Source organism: Marinobacterium sp. MBR-111 (assembly GCF_040547585.1).
Classification (GTDB): Bacteria; Pseudomonadota; Gammaproteobacteria; order Pseudomonadales; family Balneatricaceae; genus Marinobacterium; species Marinobacterium iners.
In genome coordinates this window covers 195,858-215,906 of sequence record NZ_JBEPQA010000002.1, presented here as the reverse complement: position 1 = coordinate 215,906, position 20,049 = coordinate 195,858, and the positions used below count along the sequence as shown (strand labels likewise).

The following is a 20,049-nucleotide window of genomic DNA, read 5'->3' as shown; positions in this document are numbered from 1 at the left end:
GTTCCGCGCTTGCCTAAGAGAGACTGCCAATGCCCGAACGTGCCACGTCTTCAAAATTTCGCCTGTCGCTTGGCCTCAAAATTCTGCTGTATAGCCTGCTGTTTCTGTTGCTGGCCTGGTGGGGTGGTCGGGTTGCCTATGATCGGGCCATGCAGCAGTTGCATGTGGAAGGTTCCGATCGGTTGCTGAACAGCATCGGCCAGCTGCGCCGCAGTCTTGGTCAGTACAACTATTTGCCCTTTCTGGTTGCACAGAACCTGCAGGTCAGAGACTTTCTGCGCCAACCGGATGAACATAACCGTACTCTGGTGAACCGGGTACTGGAGCAGTTCAACCTGGTGGCCGGCTCTACGGCTCTGTTTGTGCTGGATCCTACCGGCGAGGCGTTGGCCTACAGCAACTGGCGGGATGAAAGCTCACAACAGTTGCGCTCGCAGTGGCAGCAGCACTATTTCCAGCAGGCACTGGCGGGAGAGCAGGGGCAGGAGCTGCAGTATCAGGAGGATCTGGAAACCGCGACTTTCTTCATGTCAGCGCCGATCTATGATGGCGGGCTGGTGGGGGTAGCCGTGATTCGGCTGGATGTACCCCGGCTGAGTGAACAGCTGACGACGGACCACCCGTTGCTGGTGGTGTCACCCACGGGAGAGCTGGTATTCAAGTCTGATCTGGGGTGGCCACTGGGGCAGCTGGAGTCCCGGCTGTTGAGTGATGGTACCCGTCTGCAGCTTGTGCCGCATAAAGACTCCATGGCAATCATGCATCGAGTTGAGCTGGATGATCTGGGCTGGCAGGTGAGCACACTGACCGATATCCGTCCGGCCAGGCAGCGTGAGCAGTTGGTGGTGGCCTCGGTACTTTCCGGCGGGGTGGCGCTGGGTCTGTTGCTGCTGTACCTGCGTGAGTCACGCCAGAAACGTCGGCTCCAGCTGGAGAGACTGCAGGAGAGGGCACGCAGTGAAGAACAGCAGCGTGACATCATCAATACCGCGCAGGTCGGGTTGATACACATTACGCCTTTGGGCCAGGTTGAGCTGGTCAACCCGATGGCGATGCAGCTGTTTGGCGTTTCGGCGGAACAGATTCGGCACCAGCCGGTGCTGAACCTGCTGCGGGCCGGCTTTTCGGCTCGGCCGCTGCAGCAGGCGCTGGGTGCATTGGGCAGCGAACGCTTTCAACCACTGACCGGGCTGGAAGTGGTCGGCCAGCGTGCGGATGGCAGTGAGTTTCCAATGCTGATCTCGATTCGGCAGATGGATCGACACCCTGAGCTGGGCTATCTGGTCACTCTGATCGATATCAGCCGTCGCAAGCGGTTGGAGCAGGCGCTTCGAGAAGCCAACGAGTCGCTGGAACAAAAGGTGGTTGCACGCACCCAGGCATTGCAGGAAGCTCAGGCGGAGCTGGTGCAGGCTGGAAAGCTGGCGGCGCTGGGGCGGATGTCGGCTTCTGTCGTACATGAGCTCAATCAGCCGATGACCGCCATGCGTACCTATCTCGCCATTGCTGAAAAGCAGCTGGATAATCCTGATGCACTGGTGCGTAACCTGCGCCAGCAACAGCAGCTGCTGGACCGCATGGCGTTGATTACCGGGCAGCTGAAAACCTTTGCCTATCGCAAACCGGAGCGTATCGATCCGGTGTCGCTGCAGCAGGTGATGGAACAGGTGCTGCAGCTGTTTCGTGGTCGCTTCGAGGAGCTGGATCTGCAACTGCATTTTGATCCGCCGCCGCCTGACATGAAAATTGCCGGTGATTCCGCACGCTATGAGCAAGTGATGATTAATCTGATCAAGAACAGCTGCGACGCCATGTCGACACGACCCGGTGAGCACCACCTTTGGATCAGTGTGCAGGCCATAGAGAACGGACAGATGCTGCTGGATGTGCGAGACAACGGCCCCGGCATTGAGCCCGAGCATCGCACTCAACTGTTTGAGCCATTCTTCACCACCAAGGAGGTGGGCCAGGGGCTGGGGTTGGGCTTGGCAATCGTACACAGTATTTTGCGTGACCTCGGTGGCAGTATCGAACCTGTTGATCAGGCTGAAGGTGCCTGTTTCCGGCTGAGCATGCCGCTTTACCAACCAAGGAGCGAATAATGATTGATCAGGGCCGCGTACTGCTGGTGGATGATGAGGCGATGGTGCGTGAAGCAACTGCCCAGTGGCTGGAGCTGTCCGGTTTCAGTGTGGAGTGTTTCAGCCGTGCTGAGCAGGCGCTGGAGCGGATAGATCCGTTCTGCCCCGGCATTCTGTTGACTGATGTGCGCATGCCCGGCATGGATGGCCTTAAGTTGATGACCGAAGCGCTCAAGCGTGCACCGGATCTGCCGGTGATTCTGCTCACGGCACATGGCGATGTGGATATGGCTACGGCGGCCATGCGCGAAGGTGCCTACGACTTTATCGAAAAACCCTTTGTGCCCGAGCGCCTGGTGGAGCGGATTCGCCGAGCCTGTGAAAAGCGACGGCTGATGCTGGAAAACCTGCGCCTGCAGCAGAGTCTGGCCAGTCGTTCGGTGCTGGAAGCGCGTCTGATCGGCATTTCACCGGCCATTCAGCGCCTGCGGCGAGAGCTGCTGGCGTTGGCCGAGCTGGATACCAATGTGATCATCTACGGTGAGACCGGTACAGGCAAGGAGCTGGTGGCGCAGTGTCTGCACGAGTACAGCATTCGAGGCAAGAAGCAGTTCGTGCCAATCAACTGTGGGGCCATTCCCGAAAACCTGATTGAAAGTGAGTTGTTTGGGCATGAGGCCGGTGCGTTTACCCATGCGGCCAAGCGCCGTATCGGCAAGTTTGAGTATGCCAGTGGCGGTACCCTGTTTCTGGACGAGATTGAGAGCATGCCGCTGCACCTGCAGATCAAGTTGCTGCGGGCGCTGCAGGAGCATGTGATCGAACGGCTGGGTTCCAATACATTGATTCCGGTCGATCTGCGTGTGGTGGCTGCTGCGAAGGTGGACCTGCGTGGCGACCCCAATTTCCGTGAAGACCTGTTCTATCGTCTCAGTGTCTCCGAGCTGCATATTCCGCCACTGCGTGAGAGGATCGAGGATGTGCCGTTGCTGTTTGCTCATTATGCCGGCCGCGGCGCTGATGAGCATGACCGTGAAGCGCGCCAGCTTAGTGATCATGATCTGGATGCGCTTCAGTCCTACGCCTGGCCGGGTAATGTGCGTGAGCTGAAGAACATCGCCATCCGCTACGCCGTGGACCCGCGTGCCAGCGTGGCCGAACTGCTTTCACGGCAAACACCACTAATCAGTGCACCGCTGGCCGGGCGACAGACCCTGTCGTTGGCTGTTCGAGTGGCTGAATACGAGTCGCAACTTATTCGTGAAGCGTTGGAGCGGCACCAGGGCAATATCAAGGCGGTCATGGATGAGCTGGACCTGCCACGCCGGACGCTGAACCAGAAAATGCAGCGTTATGGCCTGAATCGCAGTGATTTTACAGCGCAATAAGCGATTTTTTGCCTATGCTCAGAGGGCTTAATAGGCGAAATTTAGCTCATCAGGTCAGTGTTGCATGCTGAATATATATGTAAAACAAAGGGTTGTAAGGGTCGAGTGAGTTGGCCCGGTTCCTGCTTTGTTATTCAGGTCACTAACAACAACGACTGATGACATAACGATAAGGGATACCAAGATGAATCAGAGCAAACGCACCCTGATCAAGGCAATGGGTCTGACCCTGGCCATGGCAACCGTTGGCGGCGCTGCCGGTCTGGCACAGGCTGAAGAAAAACGTTCCTACATCATGGCCACCGCATCAACCGGCGGTACCTTCTACCCGGTCGGCGTGGCCATTGCGACACTGGCAAAAGTAAAGCTTGAGCCCACCATCGGCCTGTCCGTTTCTGCCATCAACTCCGCCGGTTCCGGTGAAAACATCAAACTGATGCGTGAGAACCAGGTTCAGTTCTCGATCCTGCAGGGTCTTTATGGGGCCTGGGCCTGGAACGGTGAGGGCGAGCTGAAACAGTCCGGCAAACAGGATTACCTGCGCTCGGTCACCATGCTGTGGCAGAACGTGGAGCAGTTCGTGGTTCGCACACCCTATGCGAAAACCGGCACCATCATGGACTTGAAGGGCTTTGAGGGCGAGAAGTTCTCCATCGGGCCGAAAAACTCAGGCACTGAAGGCTCCGGCCGTACCATTCTGGGCAATTTGGGTATCGACCCGGACAGCTTCAGCCTGGCCTACATGGGTTATGGCCCGTCGGCTGATGCGATGCAGAACGGCACTATTGATGGCATGAACATTCCGTCGGGCGTTCCGACCTCAGCCATCACCCGAGCCTATGCCGCCATGGGTGGTGATATCACCACACTGGATTTCACCGATGAGCAGATGAAGCAGGCCAACGGTCGCTATGACCTCTGGACCCGTTATGTCATTCCAGCCAACACCTATCCGGGTCAGACCAAAGAGATCAACACCATTGCTCAGCCCAACTTCCTGGCGGTCAATGCAGATGTGTCTGAAGAAGACGTTTATCAGCTGACTAAAACCATCTATGAAAACCTGACCTTCCTAAACGGTATTCATGCCGCCACCAAGGCGATGGCACTGGAAAAAGCGATTGCCGGCATGCCGGTACCGCTGCACCCGGGTGCTGTGCGTTACTACCGTGAAGCGGGCCTCGAAATCCCGGATCACCTGATCGCCGAGTAAGCCAGGCTTGCTCACCAGTCTGTCGACTGCACCCCTGCCAGAGGGCGGGGTGTGCAGTTGTGGTGAATACCGAATAACAGAGGACCGAGTCGATGACCTCAACGCAGCTGAATGATCAGCAGACCGCCGAGCGCCTCAAAAGCCTTGAGCTGACCAAGCGTGACGCAAATTCCCTCAGTGGGCGCTTCATTTACTGGGGCGGGGCACTGTTTGCGCTGGCCCACATCTATTTCAACACCTTGGGAACGCTGTCAGAGCTGTGGGTGGCGGCGATCCACTTTGCCGGTTTTGCATTGATCTGTGCATTGATGGTGCCGATGAGCCGCAAGGCTGGCGACTCGAAGCTGATGCTGGGATTGGACCTGCTGATCGGTCTGGCGGCGGTGGGGACAACTGCTTATCTGATGCTGTTTGAAGATGCGCTCTATGCGCGTGGTGTCAATTTTATCACCACGGATTGGATCGTATCGATTATCGCCATTGCGATTGCACTGGAATTGACACGCCGGACTACCGGCTGGTTCATTCCCTGTCTGATTCTGTTTGCCCTGACCTATGTGTTTTGGTGGGGGCAGTATGTACCGGGCATGTTCAACTTTCCGGGCCTGAACCTGGAAACCGTTTTGTACCGGAGTTTCTTCTCGTCCGAGGGGATGTTTGGTTCCATCGCCATGATCTCCTGGACCTATGTGTTCATGTTTATTCTGTTCGGTGCCTTTTTGGTGAAATCCGGTGCCGGTGATTTCATCATCGATCTGTCACGCGCCGTGGCCGGCAAGATGGTAGGTGGTCCTGGTCTGGTGGCCGTGTTTGGCTCGGGCCTGATGGGCTCGGTGTCCGGTTCATCCGTTGCCAATACGGTATCCACCGGTGTCATCACCATTCCGTTGATGCAGAAGGCCGGTTTTCCGCCGCGTTTTGCCGCCGGTGTTGAGGCAGCGGCCTCTACCGGTGGTCAGTTGATGCCACCGGTGATGGGGGCAGGTGCGTTCATCATGGCGTCTTACACCCAGATCCCCTATGTCACCATCATTGGGATAGCGGCATTGCCGGCGTTGCTGTATTTCCTGTCGGTCGGCTTCTACGTGCGGGTTGAGGCCAAGCGCAGCCATGCCCATGCGATTGAGATGGATGCACGCCCGGTGGGTGAGGTGTTCAAGGAAGGCTGGCACTGTCTGTTGCCGCTGGTGGTACTGGTTACCCTGCTGGTAAAAGGTTTTACACCTACCTATGCAGCCGGTATTTCCATTCTGTCCGTGGTAGTGGCGTCCTGGCTGTCGCCGCGCAAGATGGGACCGCGAGCGATTGTCGATGCGCTGGCACAGGGCTCAAAAAACATGGCCACCACCGCCATGCTGCTGATTGCGGTCGGACTGGTGGTGAATGTGGTCTCCATGACCGGCATCGGCAATACCTTCTCATTGATGGTGACCGACTGGGCCGGTGGCAGCCTGCTCATCACGCTGGTGCTGGTGGCGTTGGCATCGCTGGTATTGGGGATGGGCCTCCCGGTCACGGCCGCTTACATCGTGCTGGCGACCCTGTCGGCGCCGGCACTGTATGGCCTGATGGCCGAGCGGGAACTGTTGCAGCTGATGGTCAGTGGCAATTTGCCGGAAGCGGCGCGTACCATTTTCATGCTGGTGGACCCTGCCAGTCTTTCCGCATTGGCCGCGCCCATGAGCGAGGCGCAGGCGATGGGCCTGCTGGAACAGGTGCCGGCAGACTTCAAGGGGCAACTGCTGGAGCAAGCGATGGCACCCGAAAGGCTGGCCATGATCCTGCTGGCGGCCCATATGATCATTTTTTGGCTGTCGCAGGACTCCAATGTGACCCCTCCGGTCTGTCTGACAGCCTTTGCGGCGGCGGCAATTGCCCGTACACCGCCCATGGCGACCGGCTTCACCGCCTGGAAAATCTCCAAAGGGCTGTATGTGGTACCTCTGTTGTTTGCCTATACCCCGTTTATTGGCGGCAGCTGGGTTGAAGTACTGACCATTTTTGCCTTTGGTATTCTCGGCATGTATGCCTTTGTCGGATTCATGGAAGGCTATCTGGAAGGGCGGCTTAACCTACTGTTGCGTCTGTTCAGCGGTGTCTGCGCTATCGGTCTACTCTGGCCTCATGGCCAGCTGGCCTATGACTTGGTGGCTGCCGTGGCGTTTGTAGGCTTGTTTCTGTTCAGTCGTCGCTATGGGGAAAAGCCGGCCACCGGTGCCGCTACAGAGGCGAGTGCGAACCATGCATGACTTTATTCTGATTGGTGGCGGAATTCTCGGGCTGGCAACAGCACTGGAGTTGCAACAGCGCTTTCCAGGCAAGCGGATACTGGTGCTGGAGAAAGAGTCTGGCCCGGCGCAGCACCAGACTGGCCACAACTCCGGCGTGATTCACGCCGGGGTTTACTACAAGCCCGGTAGTCTGAAAGCGCGCTTTTGCAAGGCCGGCAATCTGGCCACCAAGGCGTTCTGTCGGGAGCATTACATTCCCTTCGATGAGTGTGGCAAGTTGCTGGTAGCGACCAATGCGCAGGAACTGGAGCGGATGCAGGTATTGATCGGTCGCTGTGCCGAGAATGACTTGCCCATTGAAGTGCTTGATGCCGGTCAATTGAAAGCCCGTGAGCCCAATATCACGGGGGTAGGAGCCATTTTTGTACCTTCAACCGGCATTGTCAGCTACAGCCGCATCTGTGAAAAGATGGTTGAGCTGGTAGAGAAAGCCGGTGGAGAGGTACGTTTCAACACCGAGGTGAAACGGATCGAAGAGCGCGAAGCCGATCTGCAGGTTGAAACTGAAACCGAACTGCTCAGTGCTGGCCACCTGATCGCGTGCGCGGGGCTCTGGTCCGATCGCATTGTGAAAATGCTTGGACCAACGCCCAATTTTCGTATCGTACCGTTTCGGGGCGAGTACTTTCTGTTGCCACCGGAGCATGACCGCATTGTGAACCATCTCATCTATCCCATTCCTGATCCCGAGTTGCCGTTTTTGGGTGTACATTTGACCCGTATGATCGATGGTACGGTCACCGTTGGGCCTAATGCGGTGCTTGCCTTTAAGCGCGAGGGTTATCGCAAACGGGATATCAGCCTGTCTGAATTGGCGGGTATGCTGAGCTGGCCCGGGCTGTTGAAAATGCTGGCTCGCAACCTGGAGCCCGGACTTAACGAAATGAAAAACAGCCTGTTTCGAAGCGGCTATCTGCAACTTGTGCGAAAGTACTGTCCGCAGTTGACGCTGGACGATCTGAAGCCCTATCCGGCAGGGGTGCGGGCGCAGGCTGTGGCGCGAGATGGCTCACTGGTAGACGACTTCCTGTTCGTTAAAACCGATCGCGCACTGGTGGTGTGCAATGCACCTTCCCCAGCAGCAACCTCTGCCATTCCCATTGCGGCACATATCGTTGATCAGTTAAGAGCTAAAGTGAATGAGTCATGAAGCCTGCAGAGTCTTTGCAGAAGGGGCTGGCGTCCGCGCCTGATTGCGGATAATCTCGGTGTCACAGCCATACGCACATGGCTGGCGTCGCTCGGACGGTTCCGGGCGCTGACGTTTATCGAGGCTTATATGACTGACAAGACCGGTGTGCAATCCGTACGCCATTTTTCCCGTATTGATCGTCTTCCCCCCTATGTGTTCAACATCACGGCTGAATTAAAGATGGCCGCTCGTCGACGTGGCGAGGATATCATTGACTTCAGCATGGGGAACCCTGACGGGGCCACACCTCCCCATATTGTTGAAAAACTCTGTGCCGTTGCCCAGCGTGATGATACGCATGGCTACTCGACATCACGGGGTATCCCGCGTTTGCGCAGAGCCATAGCCAACTGGTATCAGACGCGATATCAGGTCGATATTGACCCTGAAGATGAAGCGATTGTAACCATCGGCTCCAAAGAGGGGTTGGCTCATTTGATGCTCGCAACCCTGGATCATGGCGATACCGTATTGGTACCCAATCCCAGCTACCCAATCCACATTTACGGTGCCGTGATTGCCGGTGCTCAGGTCCGCTCGGTTCCGCTGGTGCCGGGGGTGGACTTTTTTGTCGAGCTTGAACGCGCCATTCGCGAGTCGATCCCGAAACCCAAGATGATCATTCTGGGCTTTCCATCCAATCCCACCGCACAGTGTGTCGAGCTGGATTTCTTTGAGCGTGTGGTCGCGCTGGCGAAGCAGTATGACGTTATCGTGGTGCACGATCTGGCCTATGCCGATATTGTCTATGATGGCTGGACCGCGCCTTCGATCATGCAGGTACCCGGTGCGCGAGATGTGGCCGTTGAGTTTTTTACGCTTTCCAAGAGCTACAACATGGCCGGGTGGCGTATCGGGTTCATGGTGGGTAACAAAGAGTTGGTACATGCGCTGGCACGTATCAAAAGCTACCACGACTATGGCACCTTCACTCCCTTGCAAGTGGCGGCCATCGCGGCACTTGAGGGCGATCAGCAATGTGTGCGCGATATCGCCGAGCAATATAGGCAGCGCCGAAACGTGTTGGTGAAAGGCCTGCATGAAGCGGGCTGGATGGTGGATAACCCCAAGGCGTCCATGTATGTCTGGGCCAAAATTCCGGATCATTATCGTGAGTTGGGATCGCTGGAATTTTCCAAAAAGCTGCTGTCCGATGCCAAGGTGTGTGTATCGCCGGGCATCGGTTTTGGTGACTACGGTGACGACTACGTGCGCTTTGCCCTGATTGAAAACAGGGATCGTATTCGACAGGCTGTCAGGGGAATCAAGGCCATGTTCCGTCAGGATGGAGTGTCGGGTAAGGATGAGACACCTTGACGTCAAGGTGACATATTCGGGCTCTTGAGGATTATGAGCCAGTGAACGAAGTCAGCCGTAGTATATTCAGCGATGTTAATACCTGATTATTATCAACGGCTGACCCGTATCTTGCTTGCGACAGCTTTAAACGCTTGTTGTCTGACCGTTAATTGGTTAGTTTGGATGGCCAAACGGATGTCAGTAGTTGGAGCGAGCCTTTAGATGGCGCTGTTTAAGACCATATCCGCAACCTCATTTATACGGCACGGATCGTGCTCGTTACACATATGTTCAAGGATTGAACACACTCCTCGCACCAGACGAAACTCGTTCGGGTCCTGCTGTTTTGGTACGGCTCATGATTGATATGTGGCAGCATCGTCTGTCGCTGCGTCAACTGAGCCGCCTGTTGATGGCTGTGGTCCTGTCCATGGTACTGGTGATGACAGGGCTTGCCTCCGTAGTTGCCAAGGGCCCCGAGTTTGAACGGGTATTCCGTGAGTCTGGTGTCATGATGCTGCTTATTGACCCTGACACAGGTAACATCGTTGAAGCCAATGACGCCGCAGCCGAGTTCTATGGTTATCCGATTGAACAGCTGCAGCAGATGACTATCCAGCAGATCAATACGTTCACTGCCGAACAGGTGGCAGAAGAACGGACTCTGGCGCAGGCCGAGGGTCGCAATTACTTTCTTTTCCGTCACCGCCTTGCCAGTGGCGAAATTCGAACCGTAGAGGTTCACTCCCGCCCTTACCGTTTCAACGAGCAGAACCTGCTGTTCTCCATCATCAATGATATTACCCCGGGCCGGCATGAAGCCCAGGATCTGTGGCACTACCAGGAGCGCCTGGAAGCGATGGTGGACGCTCAGGTAAATGAACTGGAGCGCAATCGCAAGCTGCAGATCTGGCTGCTGGCGGGTGCCCTGTTGATACAGGCGGTGGTCATTACCGCCCTGGCTCTGAATATCCAGCGGCGACGTCAGTTGGAGCGGGAGCGACGCAGAACGACAGCGGCACTTGAGCTGAGCAGTGAGCGCCTCAGAGAGGCTCAACGCATTGCCAGGGTGGGCAGTTGGGAATTGAATCACATCAATCAGCGTTTCACCTGTTCTGATGAGATGTACCGGTTGTTGGACCTTGATCCATCTGAGAGTGATTCCAGCTATCGCAAGGCGCTGTCGCGGCTGCACCCTGAAGACAGGCAGCGGATCCGGGCTGTTTACAGTGAGGCGCTTAGAAGTGGGAAAACCTACGAGATCAAGCACCGGCTGTTACTGCCGGGTGATATCGTGAAACATGTCAGTGTATGTGCTGAAACCCTATACACCCCCGAGGGTGAACCCTTGCAGACGCTGGGGACAGTGCAGGACATTACTGAGCAGCAGCTCACTCAGCAGGCGTTGACAGCATTGGCAACCACCTTTGCGCCGCTTGCCGGTGAAGCTTTTTATGAAGCGGTCTGCCGGCACCTGGTTGACGCTCTCGGGCTTGAGTATGCCTTTGTTGCACGGTTTGAAAAAGACTGTGAGCGGGCCGAAGTACTGGCGGGCTGGTCCGATGAAGGCATTATCCATCGTTTCAGCTATGACCTGCACGGTAGCCCTTGTTCTGATGTGTTGAAACAGCACCAACTTGTTTGTGCCACTGGTATTCAGACGAAATACCCTGAAGATTACATGCTCGCGGACATGGGTGCACAAGCCTATATTGGCAGCGCGTTGCTTGATAAACAGCAGCAAGCGGTTGGGCTGCTGGTTGTTATGAGTCGCAAGCCGTTGCTGCAGCCACAGATTGCAACCAACCTGATTCAGCTCTTTGTAGACAGGGTCAGTGCCGAGATGCAGCGCAATGAGGCGGAGCAGCTGATTGCACAGGCAGACCGCTATCGGCAGGTTGTGTTGAAGTTCTCCAGTCGGTTCATCAACCTGCCACTGAATCAGATTGAATCCGCTCTTGACGATGCCCTGTGCGAGATTGGCAGCTTCTTTGATGCCGATCGTTGCTATCTGTTCGAGTATGATTTTGAGCGAAAAACCGCCTCGATGACGCTTGAATGGTGCGCCGAGGGTGTGGAGCCAGGAGCACATAAACTGCAGCAACTCCCGATGAGTGAATTCCCCAACTGGGTTGCTCTGCATGAAAGAGGCGAGCCGGTTGTCATAGCAGACCTGGGACAGGTTCCCGACCCTTTTATTGTCGAAATACTGAAATCACACGGTACCAAAAGCCTGATTGGTCAGCCGTTGATGGTGAGGGGCCGCTGCACCGGGTTTATCGGTATCTCCTCCATGCGCCACCGAGACAAGTTTGGCAGCGAAACTGTAGCCCTGCTGAAACTGTTTGCAGAGTTGCTGGTGAGTCTGAGACGCAGGGAGCTTCATGAAAGCCAGCTGCGCCTGTCTGCAAGCGTATTTGATAATGCCAATGAAGGCATCATGATCACAAATCCTGACGGCAATATTGTCAGCGTCAACAACGCCTTTACCCGCACAACGGGCTATGATGCCGACGAGGTGTTGGGGCGTAACCCCGCCTTCCTTAACTCTGACCTTCAGGGTAAGCACTTCCATGCCAGCATGTGGCAGGCTTTGCAGCGTGATGGTCATTGGAGTGGTGAGGTGTGGAACCGACACAAGGACGGTGAGCTTTATGCCGTGCTGCAGAAAGTAAATGCTTTTTATGACGAGGCCGGTCGTCTGCAGGGGTATGTGGCGCTACTCTCCGATATCACAACCCTGAAGCTGCAGCAAAAACAGCTTGAGCAGATTGCCCATTTCGACCCGCTGACCGGCTTGCCTAATCGTACGCTGCTGGCGGATCGTCTGCAGCAAGCCATGGCACAGGCCAATCGTCATGGCACCAGTATCGCGGTGCTGTTTATTGACCTGGATGGGTTCAAGGCAGTGAATGATACTCATAGTCATGCGGTGGGTGACCAGCTTCTGGTACAGGTAGCACGGCGCATGAAGCGGGTGATGCGTGATGAGGATACTCTGGCCCGTCTGGGCGGGGATGAATTTGTTGCCGTATTGCAGAACCTTGAGCATCCGGATGCGAGCACTCCGGTACTCGAAAGGCTTTTGCAGGCTGCCGCCGAGCCGGTCCAGTTGGATGAGCTTGAGCTGGCCGTTTCCGCCAGTATTGGCGTGGTTTTCTACCCGCAGCAGGAATCGCTGGATGCCGACCAGTTGCAGCGTCAGGCGGATCAGGCGATGTATCAGGCCAAGCAGGCGGGCAAGAATCGTTACCATCTGTTTGATGTAGAGCGTGATCGCGCAGTACGTGATCAGCATGAAAGTCTGGAGCGCATACGGGATGCCCTGTACAGCGAAGAGTTCAGGCTGTTTTACCAGCCCAAGGTCAACATGCGGACCGGTGAGGTAATTGGATGTGAAGCACTGATTCGCTGGCAGCATCCTGAACGCGGCTTGTTGCCACCGGCAGCCTTCCTTCCCGTGATTGAGAACCACCCCTTGGCAATCGAGTTGGGCCACTGGGTGTTGTGTACGGCTCTGGATCAGCAGGTCAGCTGGAAACAGGCTGGCATGCGATTGCAGGTGAGTATCAATATTGACGCCATCCATTTGCAACATGCCAGTTTTGTTGAGCGCCTGGACAAAGAACTGCAGCAGCGACCAACGATTCAGCCCGGAGATCTGGAGCTGGAAATTCTGGAAACCACTGCACTGGATGACGTGGTGCAGATATCGGACATCATTACTGCCTGCCAGCGCCTGGGTGTGGGCTTTGCTCTGGATGACTTCGGTACCGGCTACTCGTCGCTGACCTACCTTAAGCGTTTGCCGGCTGAGCTGCTCAAGATCGACCGCAGTTTTGTGCGTGACATGCTTGATGATCCGGATGACCTGGCAATCCTGGATGGTGTCATCCGCCTGGCTCAGGCCTTCCGACGTTCTGTTATTGCCGAAGGGGTCGAAACTCAGGCCCATTGCCAGGCGTTGCTGGAGCTGGGCTGTGAGCTGGGTCAGGGGTATGCCATCGCCAGACCGATGCCGGAAGATGAACTGCCGACCTGGCTGCTGAAGTGGTCAGAGCAGTGGCAAACTGAAGCTGAAACTGAATCTGCGCAGTGATTGCCGCCGCGTTATAACCAGCGGCGGCGTGCAAGCACATAATACAAAAGCGGCACGACGATGATGGTCAGCAACGTCGACATGGCAAGACCAAACACCAGCGAGATCGCCAGTCCGTTGAAAATCGGGTCGCCAAGAATGAACCAGGCGCCCACCATTGCTGAAATGGCTGTCAGTGCGATGGGCTTGATTCTGACAGCTCCCGCCATCACTACGGCGTCTTCCAGTCCCATCCCTTCATCCTGTAACTGACGAATAAATACCACCAGCAGTATGGAGTTGCGCACAATGATGCCGGCCAGCGCGATCATGCCGATCATGCTGGTTGCGGTAAACTCTCGACCCAGCAGGGCGTGGCCGGGCAGAATCCCAATCAGCGTAAGCGGAATGGGTGCCATGATGACAAGTGGCATCAGGTAGGAACGGAACTGGGCCACCAGCAGCACAAAGATCATGAACACGCCGACACTGTAGGCCAGTCCCATGTCTCTGAACGTCTCATAGGTGATCTGCCACTCGCCGTCCCATTTCAGTGTGCCAAGCTCTGGCAGGTCGGGCTGGCGAATAAAGAACTGTTCCGGCGCATCCTCCTGCTGATTCAGTGCATTCACCATGCGGAACATGCCATAGAGTGGAGAGTCGATCTCACCGGCCATGTCCGCCGTGACATAGGTTACCGGCAGCAGGTCCTTGTGATAGCGCGCTGCGTCCCAGTCTGACTCAACAATCTGTGCGAAGCTGGCCAGTGGTATCAACAGACCTTCACGGTTGCGCAGTTGCAGCGAAAGCAGTGCCGACGGCTGTGCTTTGTCGCCTTCATGCAGAATGACCCGAATTGGGACCGGATATTTGGCGTGTTCGTCATGCAGGTAACTCAGGTTGTTGCCTCCAAGTGCTGTCTGCAATGCTTGCACTACCTGTGCCTGAGAAACTCCCAGCCGGGCGGCGCGAGCGCGATCAACCACCAGCTGCCACTGTTTCGCCGGAGCTTCCAGTGTTGAATCGATATCGACCAGTCCCTCGATCTGCTGCATCTGCGCCATCAACTGGAGCGACAGCTCCGCACGTCTGGTTGCATCAGCGGCGTATACCTCGGCCACCAGAGGTGACATGACAGGCGGGCCGGGCGGGACCTCGACAATTTTTACCGAAGCGCCAAAAGGCTCGGCGATGGCCTGCAGGGGGTGACGAAGCGATTGAGCAATGTTATGTGATGGGCGCTCGCGCTGACTCTCAGTAACCAAATTGACCTGCAGATCTCCCTGCCAGGGATCGCTGCGCAGATAATACTGGCGTACGAGCCCATTGAAGTTGATCGGCGCCGAGATGCCGGCATAGCTTTGCCAGTTTGCAACTTCAGGTACCGTCTCAAGGTGTTGCCCCAGTGACAGCAGCAGGCGTTGGGTTTCTTCCATCGGAGCAGTTTCCGGCATATCGACCACGACCTGCAGCTCCGACTTGTTGTCAAACGGCAGCATCTTCAGAATCACCAGCTGAAACACCGGCAGGGCGACGGCCAGTAAGGTCAGGCTGATCACCACCATTGCCAGCAGTGCCCGGCGGCCCCGGTGAGCCCCTAGAAACGGAGTCAGCAGTCGGCTGAAAAGCCGGAGTGTAGTCGGGTTGACACCATCACCCGAGCTGCCGGTTTCATTGGCCTGTGCGCCCCGGCGATGGTGCAGCAGACGCAGGGCCAGCCAGGGGGCAACCACAAAGGCAACAACCTGTGAAATCACCATGCCGGCTGATGCATTAATCGGGATAGGGCTCATGTATGGTCCCATCAGACCGCTGACAAAAGCCATGGGGAGCAGGGCCGCCATAATGGTCAGACTGGCCATTATCGTCGGCGCCCCCACCTCGTCTACAGCAACCGGAATGATATCCTTCACCGGATGCAGGGAGTTCTGTATGCGCCGGTTGATGTTTTCGGTGATGACGATGCCGTCATCCACCAGTATCCCGATTGAAAAGATCAGTGCAAACAGAGAGACCCGGTTCAATGTAAAACCCCAGGCCCATGAAAACACCAGCGTCAGCAGCAGGGTTACCAGTACAGCAGCACCAACGATAGTGGCCTGGCGCCAGCCCATGGCGGCCAGCACCAACAACATTACGCAAAGAGTGGCTGAAATCAGGTCTGTAATCAGCTTGCGTGCCTTGACCGAGGCGGTCTCGCCATAGTTGCGTGTGATTACCACCTCAATGTCATCAGGCAGTGCGCGGTTTTTTAGCAGCTGTAGCCTTGCTTCAATGGCTTCGGTGATGTTAATCGCGTTTTCACCGGGCTGCTTGGCAATGGCCAGTGTTACGGCGGGATAGACCTGCCCGACAGTGCCGGACTTTGCCGCGCTTTTGCCCGGACCGAAGCCCAGCATGACGCTGCGATCGGGTACCGTACTGCCCCTGCTGATTTTGGCGACATCACGCAGGGAGACGGCGGCTCCCTGATGCATGCCGATCACCAGGCTGCGGATGCTTTCGACATCTTCCAGCAGCAGGCCTGCCTGCACCGGAATGGAGAGGTTGTCACGGGTAATTCTGACGGGCTGTGAGCTGCTGTTGGCGGCCTGCAGTGCAAGCGCGATATCATCCAGTCCAAGGCCATAGCCGGCCAACAGGGCAGGATCGAAGTGCACGTCAACCCGATCAGGCACACCGCCAACGGTGTAGATATCTCGCGTACCGGGTATCCGCTTCAGTGCCACCTCCAGCATGTGCGCCAAGCGGGTCAGCTCTTCGCCACCGTATCGCTGCTGCGGGTCGTACAGGGTCAGCGTCATGATCGGTACGTCGTCGATACTTCTGGGCTTGACCAGAGGCGGGCTGGCGCCAAGGTCGGCAGGCAGCCAGTCCTGATTGGAATACACCTGATTATAGAGTCGAACCAGTGCCTCCTGACGGCTGACGCCGACCTTGAACTGCACAGTGATCACGGCCTGCCCCTGACGTGATACCGAATAGACATGTTTGACGCCTTCGATCTCGCTCATCACCTGTTCGGCGGGCGTGGAAATCAGGTTCTCGACCTCTGCGGCACTGGCTCCGGGCAGGGCGACCAGAATATCGGCCAGTGTCACGTCGATCTGGGGTTCTTCTTCCTTGGGAGTGAACACCAGTACCAGAATACCGAGCAGTATGGCCAGCAGGGCCAGCAAAGGTGTCAGGCGCGAGTTCTGAAATACACGGGCGATCGCGCCCGAAGGGCCGACAGGAGGCAGTGAAGTGCTCAAGGCCGATACTCCTCGCCCATATTCAATGCAGGCTGTCCGCTGAGTTGCAACGGATTGGCCACTAAGCGCTCTCCCTCACTCAGGCCCGCGAGAATCTCGACCAGGCCACCGTTACGAACACCGGTGCGTATTTGACGCAAGCGAGGATTATCATTGTCATCAAGCACAAAAACAGCCCTCAGCTCGCTGCGATGCAGCAGGCTGGTGACTGGAATCCAGAGCGCTTCACGAGTGGCAACCGGGAGGCTGACCTTGACCAGCATGCCCGGAAACAGACGTGCATCGGGTTCATCCAGTGTCATGCGCAGGCGGAAGCTGTGGCTTGTCGGGTTCGCATAGGGGTAGAAAGTCATTTTGCCGGTAGACAGCATATCGCCATCGGGCAGGGTCACGCGGGCCATTCGTTGCTCGCGGGCAATACCGGCATATTGTTGTGGCAGGTCTACCGCTACACGCAGCTGTTCCAGTGAAAGTCCGCTAAGAAGAGGCTGACCAGGATTGACGCTTTCACCCAGTTCTACATGGCGCTCCGTCAAAATACCCCCATAGGGAGCGGTAACACGGGTATAGTCCAGTTGCTTGCGGGCTTCGGCAACTGCTGCCTGAGCACCAGCCAGACGTGCTTCGCTGGCGCTGAGCTTGTTGCGAGCCTGATCCAGTGCCTGGTCCGCGATCAGACGTCGTTCATGCAGCGAGCGGCTGCGACTGAACTGCTGGCGCGCATCGGCAAGGCTCGCTTCGGCTTCAGTGAGAGCAGCCTGGGCCTGCTGCAGCCGCGCCTGCTGCTCGTTGTCTTCGAGCTGTACGATCAAGGCTCCGGCGGGTACTGAATCGTCCACGTCATAGGGCAGAGCGATGACGCGACCACTGGTTTGAGCCGAAACCGTGCTCTGTTGCACCGCTTCAATAACACCATCGAGCTGAACTTTTTCTTCCAGGGCACGTCGCTCGACTAAGACGGTCTCAATCGATTCGGCTGCGGTGACATGGCTTGCGAGGCCCAACAGCAGAACAGTAAGCAGGCGTTGCAGCGATGCAGGTAACATGAGAAAGCCCCTTTGAGTATATTAGATAAATCTAAATACAAAGTGGCAGATCGTCAATGGACGGGTTTCGGTCCTGCTTGCAGGAGCTGTTCACATTCAGTCAGTGGCAGGGGGCGAGCAAACAGATAGCCCTGATAGTGCTGGCAGCCATAGGCTTCAAGGATGGTGCGCTGTTGCTCGGTTTCGACACCTTCTGCGATAACGTCCAGAGACAGGGCGTGGCCCATGGCGATGATGGTCTTGATGATCATGGCATCGTCGTTGTCCGTATCTATATCACGCACAAAAGACTGATCGATTTTGATCTGGTCCAGTGGCAACCGTTTCAGGTATTGAAGTGATGAGTATCCCGTGCCGAAGTCATCCATCGAGAACTTAACTCCATGCTCTCGGAGCCGAGCCATCTTGCTGATGGTTTCCTCAACATAGTCGAGGACGGTGGATTCGGTCAGTTCAATCTTGAGCTTGCCGGTAGGTACTGTACAGTGCGCCAACGTGGACTCAACCTCGTCTACAAAGTCGGGCTGTCGGAACTGGCGTGCGCTGACATTAACCGCGAGTTGCAGGTGAGCGGTGAGCGGGTTGCCTTGCCAGCGACAAAGCTGTTCACAGGCGGTTTTCAGAACCCAGCTGCCAATCGGTACAATCAGGCCGGTTTCTTCTGCCAGAGGAATAAACTGTGCAGGAGATACCAGTCCCTTTTCCGAATGACGCCAGCGCAGTAGCGCTTCTGCACCGATTGGCTGGCTGCGATGATCGAACTGCAGCTGGTAAAAGAGTTCCAATTCGTTGCGGTCGATCGCCTGGCGCAGTTCGTTTTCAAGTTCGGCACGCTGGCTGATTTCGGCCTGAATCTGTGGGTCGTAAAAGCTGACAGTGTTGCGACCGGCAGCCTTGGCCTGATACTTGGCCAGCTCCGCCTGCCCAAGCAGAGCTTCACTCTCAAACTGGCGGTCGGTAAACAGTGCAATGCCGATGCTGACGCTGAGGAAATGATTGAAGTCCTCGATTGAGTACTCGCCTTCAAGGCCGCAGCGCAACTCCTGTGCGATCTGCTCTGCTTCCCTTGCCGCCAGCGAGCGATTGCTTTGTGGCAGTTCGACCAGAATGGCAAATTCGTCACCGCCGACACGTGCCAGCAGGTCGCCTTCTCGCAATAGAGTGCGTATTTTTCGTGCAAGTTCAATCAGAAATCTATCGCCTGCCTGGTGGCCACGAAGGTCGTTAAGGAGCTTGAAACGGTCCAGATCGACCCATAACAGAGCGTAGTAGTTCTTCATCCTCTCGCTGCTGGTCAAGTGTATCAACTGCTCCTGCAGCATGCGGCGGTTGGGCAACTCGGTGAGTGCATCGTAAAAGATCAGACGATGATTGGCCTCTTCGGCCTGGATGCGGCGCACCAGATCATCACGAAAGCCCAAAAGCACGCCCGCAATGCGGCCAAACTCGCCCTTGGACTTGCGCTGCAGGCGCTCAATGGCGGGTAGCTTCAGGCTGGCATTCTGGTTGTACGCCAGTTGGCTTAGTGCGTCGGCGATGTCCCTTACTCGGCTGCTGATCATGCGGGCCACCACAATCACGATCAGGGTAATCACCAGTGCCGCCAGTAAGCTCATGACCAGAATGCGCAGGAATGTCTGGTCGTAACGGGTTTGGCTTTCCTGCTCTCGTTGCAGGGCACGCTCCGTCAGCAGTACCGAGATTCGGCCGGTAAATTGCGAAAATTCATTGTAACTTTGCTGTGCCGTGGCGAAGAAACGATTGGCGGTATCCGGATCAATGGCGGCAATCTCCGTGGCCATGATCACCATGTTGCGATAGGCTTCGAACTCTTCTGCCAGCCGAGTGACCGAATTGTGATTGACCTCCTTGAGCAGGCTGGACTGTCGCAGGGTTTCAACCCGGGTGTTTATTTCGGCCAATTCATCCACGAAATCCCGGTGGGCGTAATAGACTTCGACCTCAGTCAGTTCACGCTTGCGAGCCCCGTCCAGGACCTTGATGACACGGCTATGGAGGTGGGCGATATCACGATTAAAGCTGGCTTCCTGGTGGATGGTGGCAAGGTCCAGTGCCAGGGCTGCACTGCTGTCCTGTTGTTGCTGGCGTAGACTGTTCAGGGAGAGGTAGCCCAGCAGTATCCCCATGAACAGTACCAGCAGGGCGGGCAGGAGGAACATCATCAGAATGGTTTTGCCCGCGCGCAT

At 56.3% G+C, this 20,049-nt stretch carries 10 protein-coding genes; 7 read left to right on the top strand and 3 right to left on the bottom strand.

The genetic code is table 11. From position 1 onward, the window contains the following. Positions 1-29 precede the first annotated feature (29 nt). The 7 genes from ABIE61_RS02600 (at position 30) to ABIE61_RS02570 (ending at position 13,563) form a co-directional block, all read left to right on the top strand. On the top strand, positions 30-2,102 hold the full coding sequence (locus ABIE61_RS02600) for a sensor histidine kinase (RefSeq protein ID WP_354406426.1): 2,073 nt from the start codon (positions 30-32) through the stop codon (positions 2,100-2,102). Further along, entirely contained in the window at positions 2,102-3,469 is a 1,368-nt protein-coding gene (locus tag ABIE61_RS02595) for a sigma-54-dependent transcriptional regulator (protein ID WP_354406423.1), read from the top strand. The genes ABIE61_RS02600 and ABIE61_RS02595 overlap by 1 nt, the downstream gene beginning before the upstream one ends. 184 nt (positions 3,470-3,653) lie before the next feature. Continuing rightward, positions 3,654-4,682, top strand: coding sequence for a TAXI family TRAP transporter solute-binding subunit (locus tag ABIE61_RS02590; RefSeq protein ID WP_354406420.1), 1,029 nt, complete (start codon positions 3,654-3,656; stop codon positions 4,680-4,682). A gap of 92 nt (positions 4,683-4,774) precedes the next feature. Continuing rightward, a complete protein-coding gene (locus ABIE61_RS02585) occupies positions 4,775-6,931 on the top strand; it encodes a TRAP transporter permease (protein WP_354406419.1) in 2,157 nt (718 codons plus the stop codon). Next, entirely contained in the window at positions 6,924-8,123 is a 1,200-nt protein-coding gene (gene lhgD, locus ABIE61_RS02580) for an L-2-hydroxyglutarate dehydrogenase (RefSeq protein ID WP_354406417.1), read from the top strand. Before ABIE61_RS02585 ends, lhgD begins: the two co-directional genes overlap by 8 nt. 129 nt (positions 8,124-8,252) lie before the next feature. Further along, entirely contained in the window at positions 8,253-9,482 is a 1,230-nt protein-coding gene (gene alaC, locus ABIE61_RS02575) for an alanine transaminase (protein WP_354406415.1), read from the top strand. A 340-nt stretch (positions 9,483-9,822) separates the two neighbouring features. Next, a complete protein-coding gene (locus ABIE61_RS02570; protein WP_354406413.1) occupies positions 9,823-13,563 on the top strand; it encodes a sensor domain-containing protein in 3,741 nt (1,246 codons plus the stop codon). 11 nt (positions 13,564-13,574) lie between these two features. On the opposite strand, the gene ABIE61_RS02565 is transcribed toward ABIE61_RS02570, so the two are convergent. From ABIE61_RS02565 to ABIE61_RS02555, 3 genes are read right to left on the bottom strand one after another with little or no spacing between them, the layout of a single operon-like run. Continuing rightward, a complete protein-coding gene (locus tag ABIE61_RS02565; protein ID WP_354406410.1) occupies positions 13,575-16,796 on the bottom strand; it encodes an efflux RND transporter permease subunit in 3,222 nt (1,073 codons plus the stop codon). Further along, positions 16,793-17,842, bottom strand: coding sequence for an efflux RND transporter periplasmic adaptor subunit (locus ABIE61_RS02560; RefSeq protein WP_354406408.1), 1,050 nt, complete (start codon positions 17,840-17,842; stop codon positions 16,793-16,795). Before ABIE61_RS02560 ends, ABIE61_RS02565 begins: the two co-directional genes overlap by 4 nt. A gap of 53 nt (positions 17,843-17,895) precedes the next feature. Next, positions 17,896-20,049, bottom strand: coding sequence for a putative bifunctional diguanylate cyclase/phosphodiesterase (locus ABIE61_RS02555; protein ID WP_354406405.1), 2,154 nt, complete (start codon positions 20,047-20,049; stop codon positions 17,896-17,898).

Excerpts from the sequence above, each read along its gene's own strand:
- ABIE61_RS02600 (WP_354406426.1), top strand. The coding sequence starts at position 30 with ATGCCCGAACGTGCCACGTCTTCAAAATTTCGCCTGTCGCTTGGCCTC.
- ABIE61_RS02595 (WP_354406423.1), top strand. The coding sequence starts at position 2,102 with ATGATTGATCAGGGCCGCGTACTGCTGGTGGATGATGAGGCGATGGTG.
- ABIE61_RS02590 (WP_354406420.1), top strand. The coding sequence starts at position 3,654 with ATGAATCAGAGCAAACGCACCCTGATCAAGGCAATGGGTCTGACCCTG.
- ABIE61_RS02585 (WP_354406419.1), top strand. The coding sequence starts at position 4,775 with ATGACCTCAACGCAGCTGAATGATCAGCAGACCGCCGAGCGCCTCAAA.
- lhgD (WP_354406417.1), top strand. The coding sequence starts at position 6,924 with ATGCATGACTTTATTCTGATTGGTGGCGGAATTCTCGGGCTGGCAACA.
- alaC (WP_354406415.1), top strand. The coding sequence starts at position 8,253 with ATGACTGACAAGACCGGTGTGCAATCCGTACGCCATTTTTCCCGTATT.
- ABIE61_RS02570 (WP_354406413.1), top strand. The coding sequence starts at position 9,823 with ATGATTGATATGTGGCAGCATCGTCTGTCGCTGCGTCAACTGAGCCGC.
- ABIE61_RS02560 (WP_354406408.1), bottom strand. The coding sequence starts at position 17,842 with ATGTTACCTGCATCGCTGCAACGCCTGCTTACTGTTCTGCTGTTGGGC.
- ABIE61_RS02555 (WP_354406405.1), bottom strand. The coding sequence starts at position 20,049 with ATGCGCGCGGGCAAAACCATTCTGATGATGTTCCTCCTGCCCGCCCTG.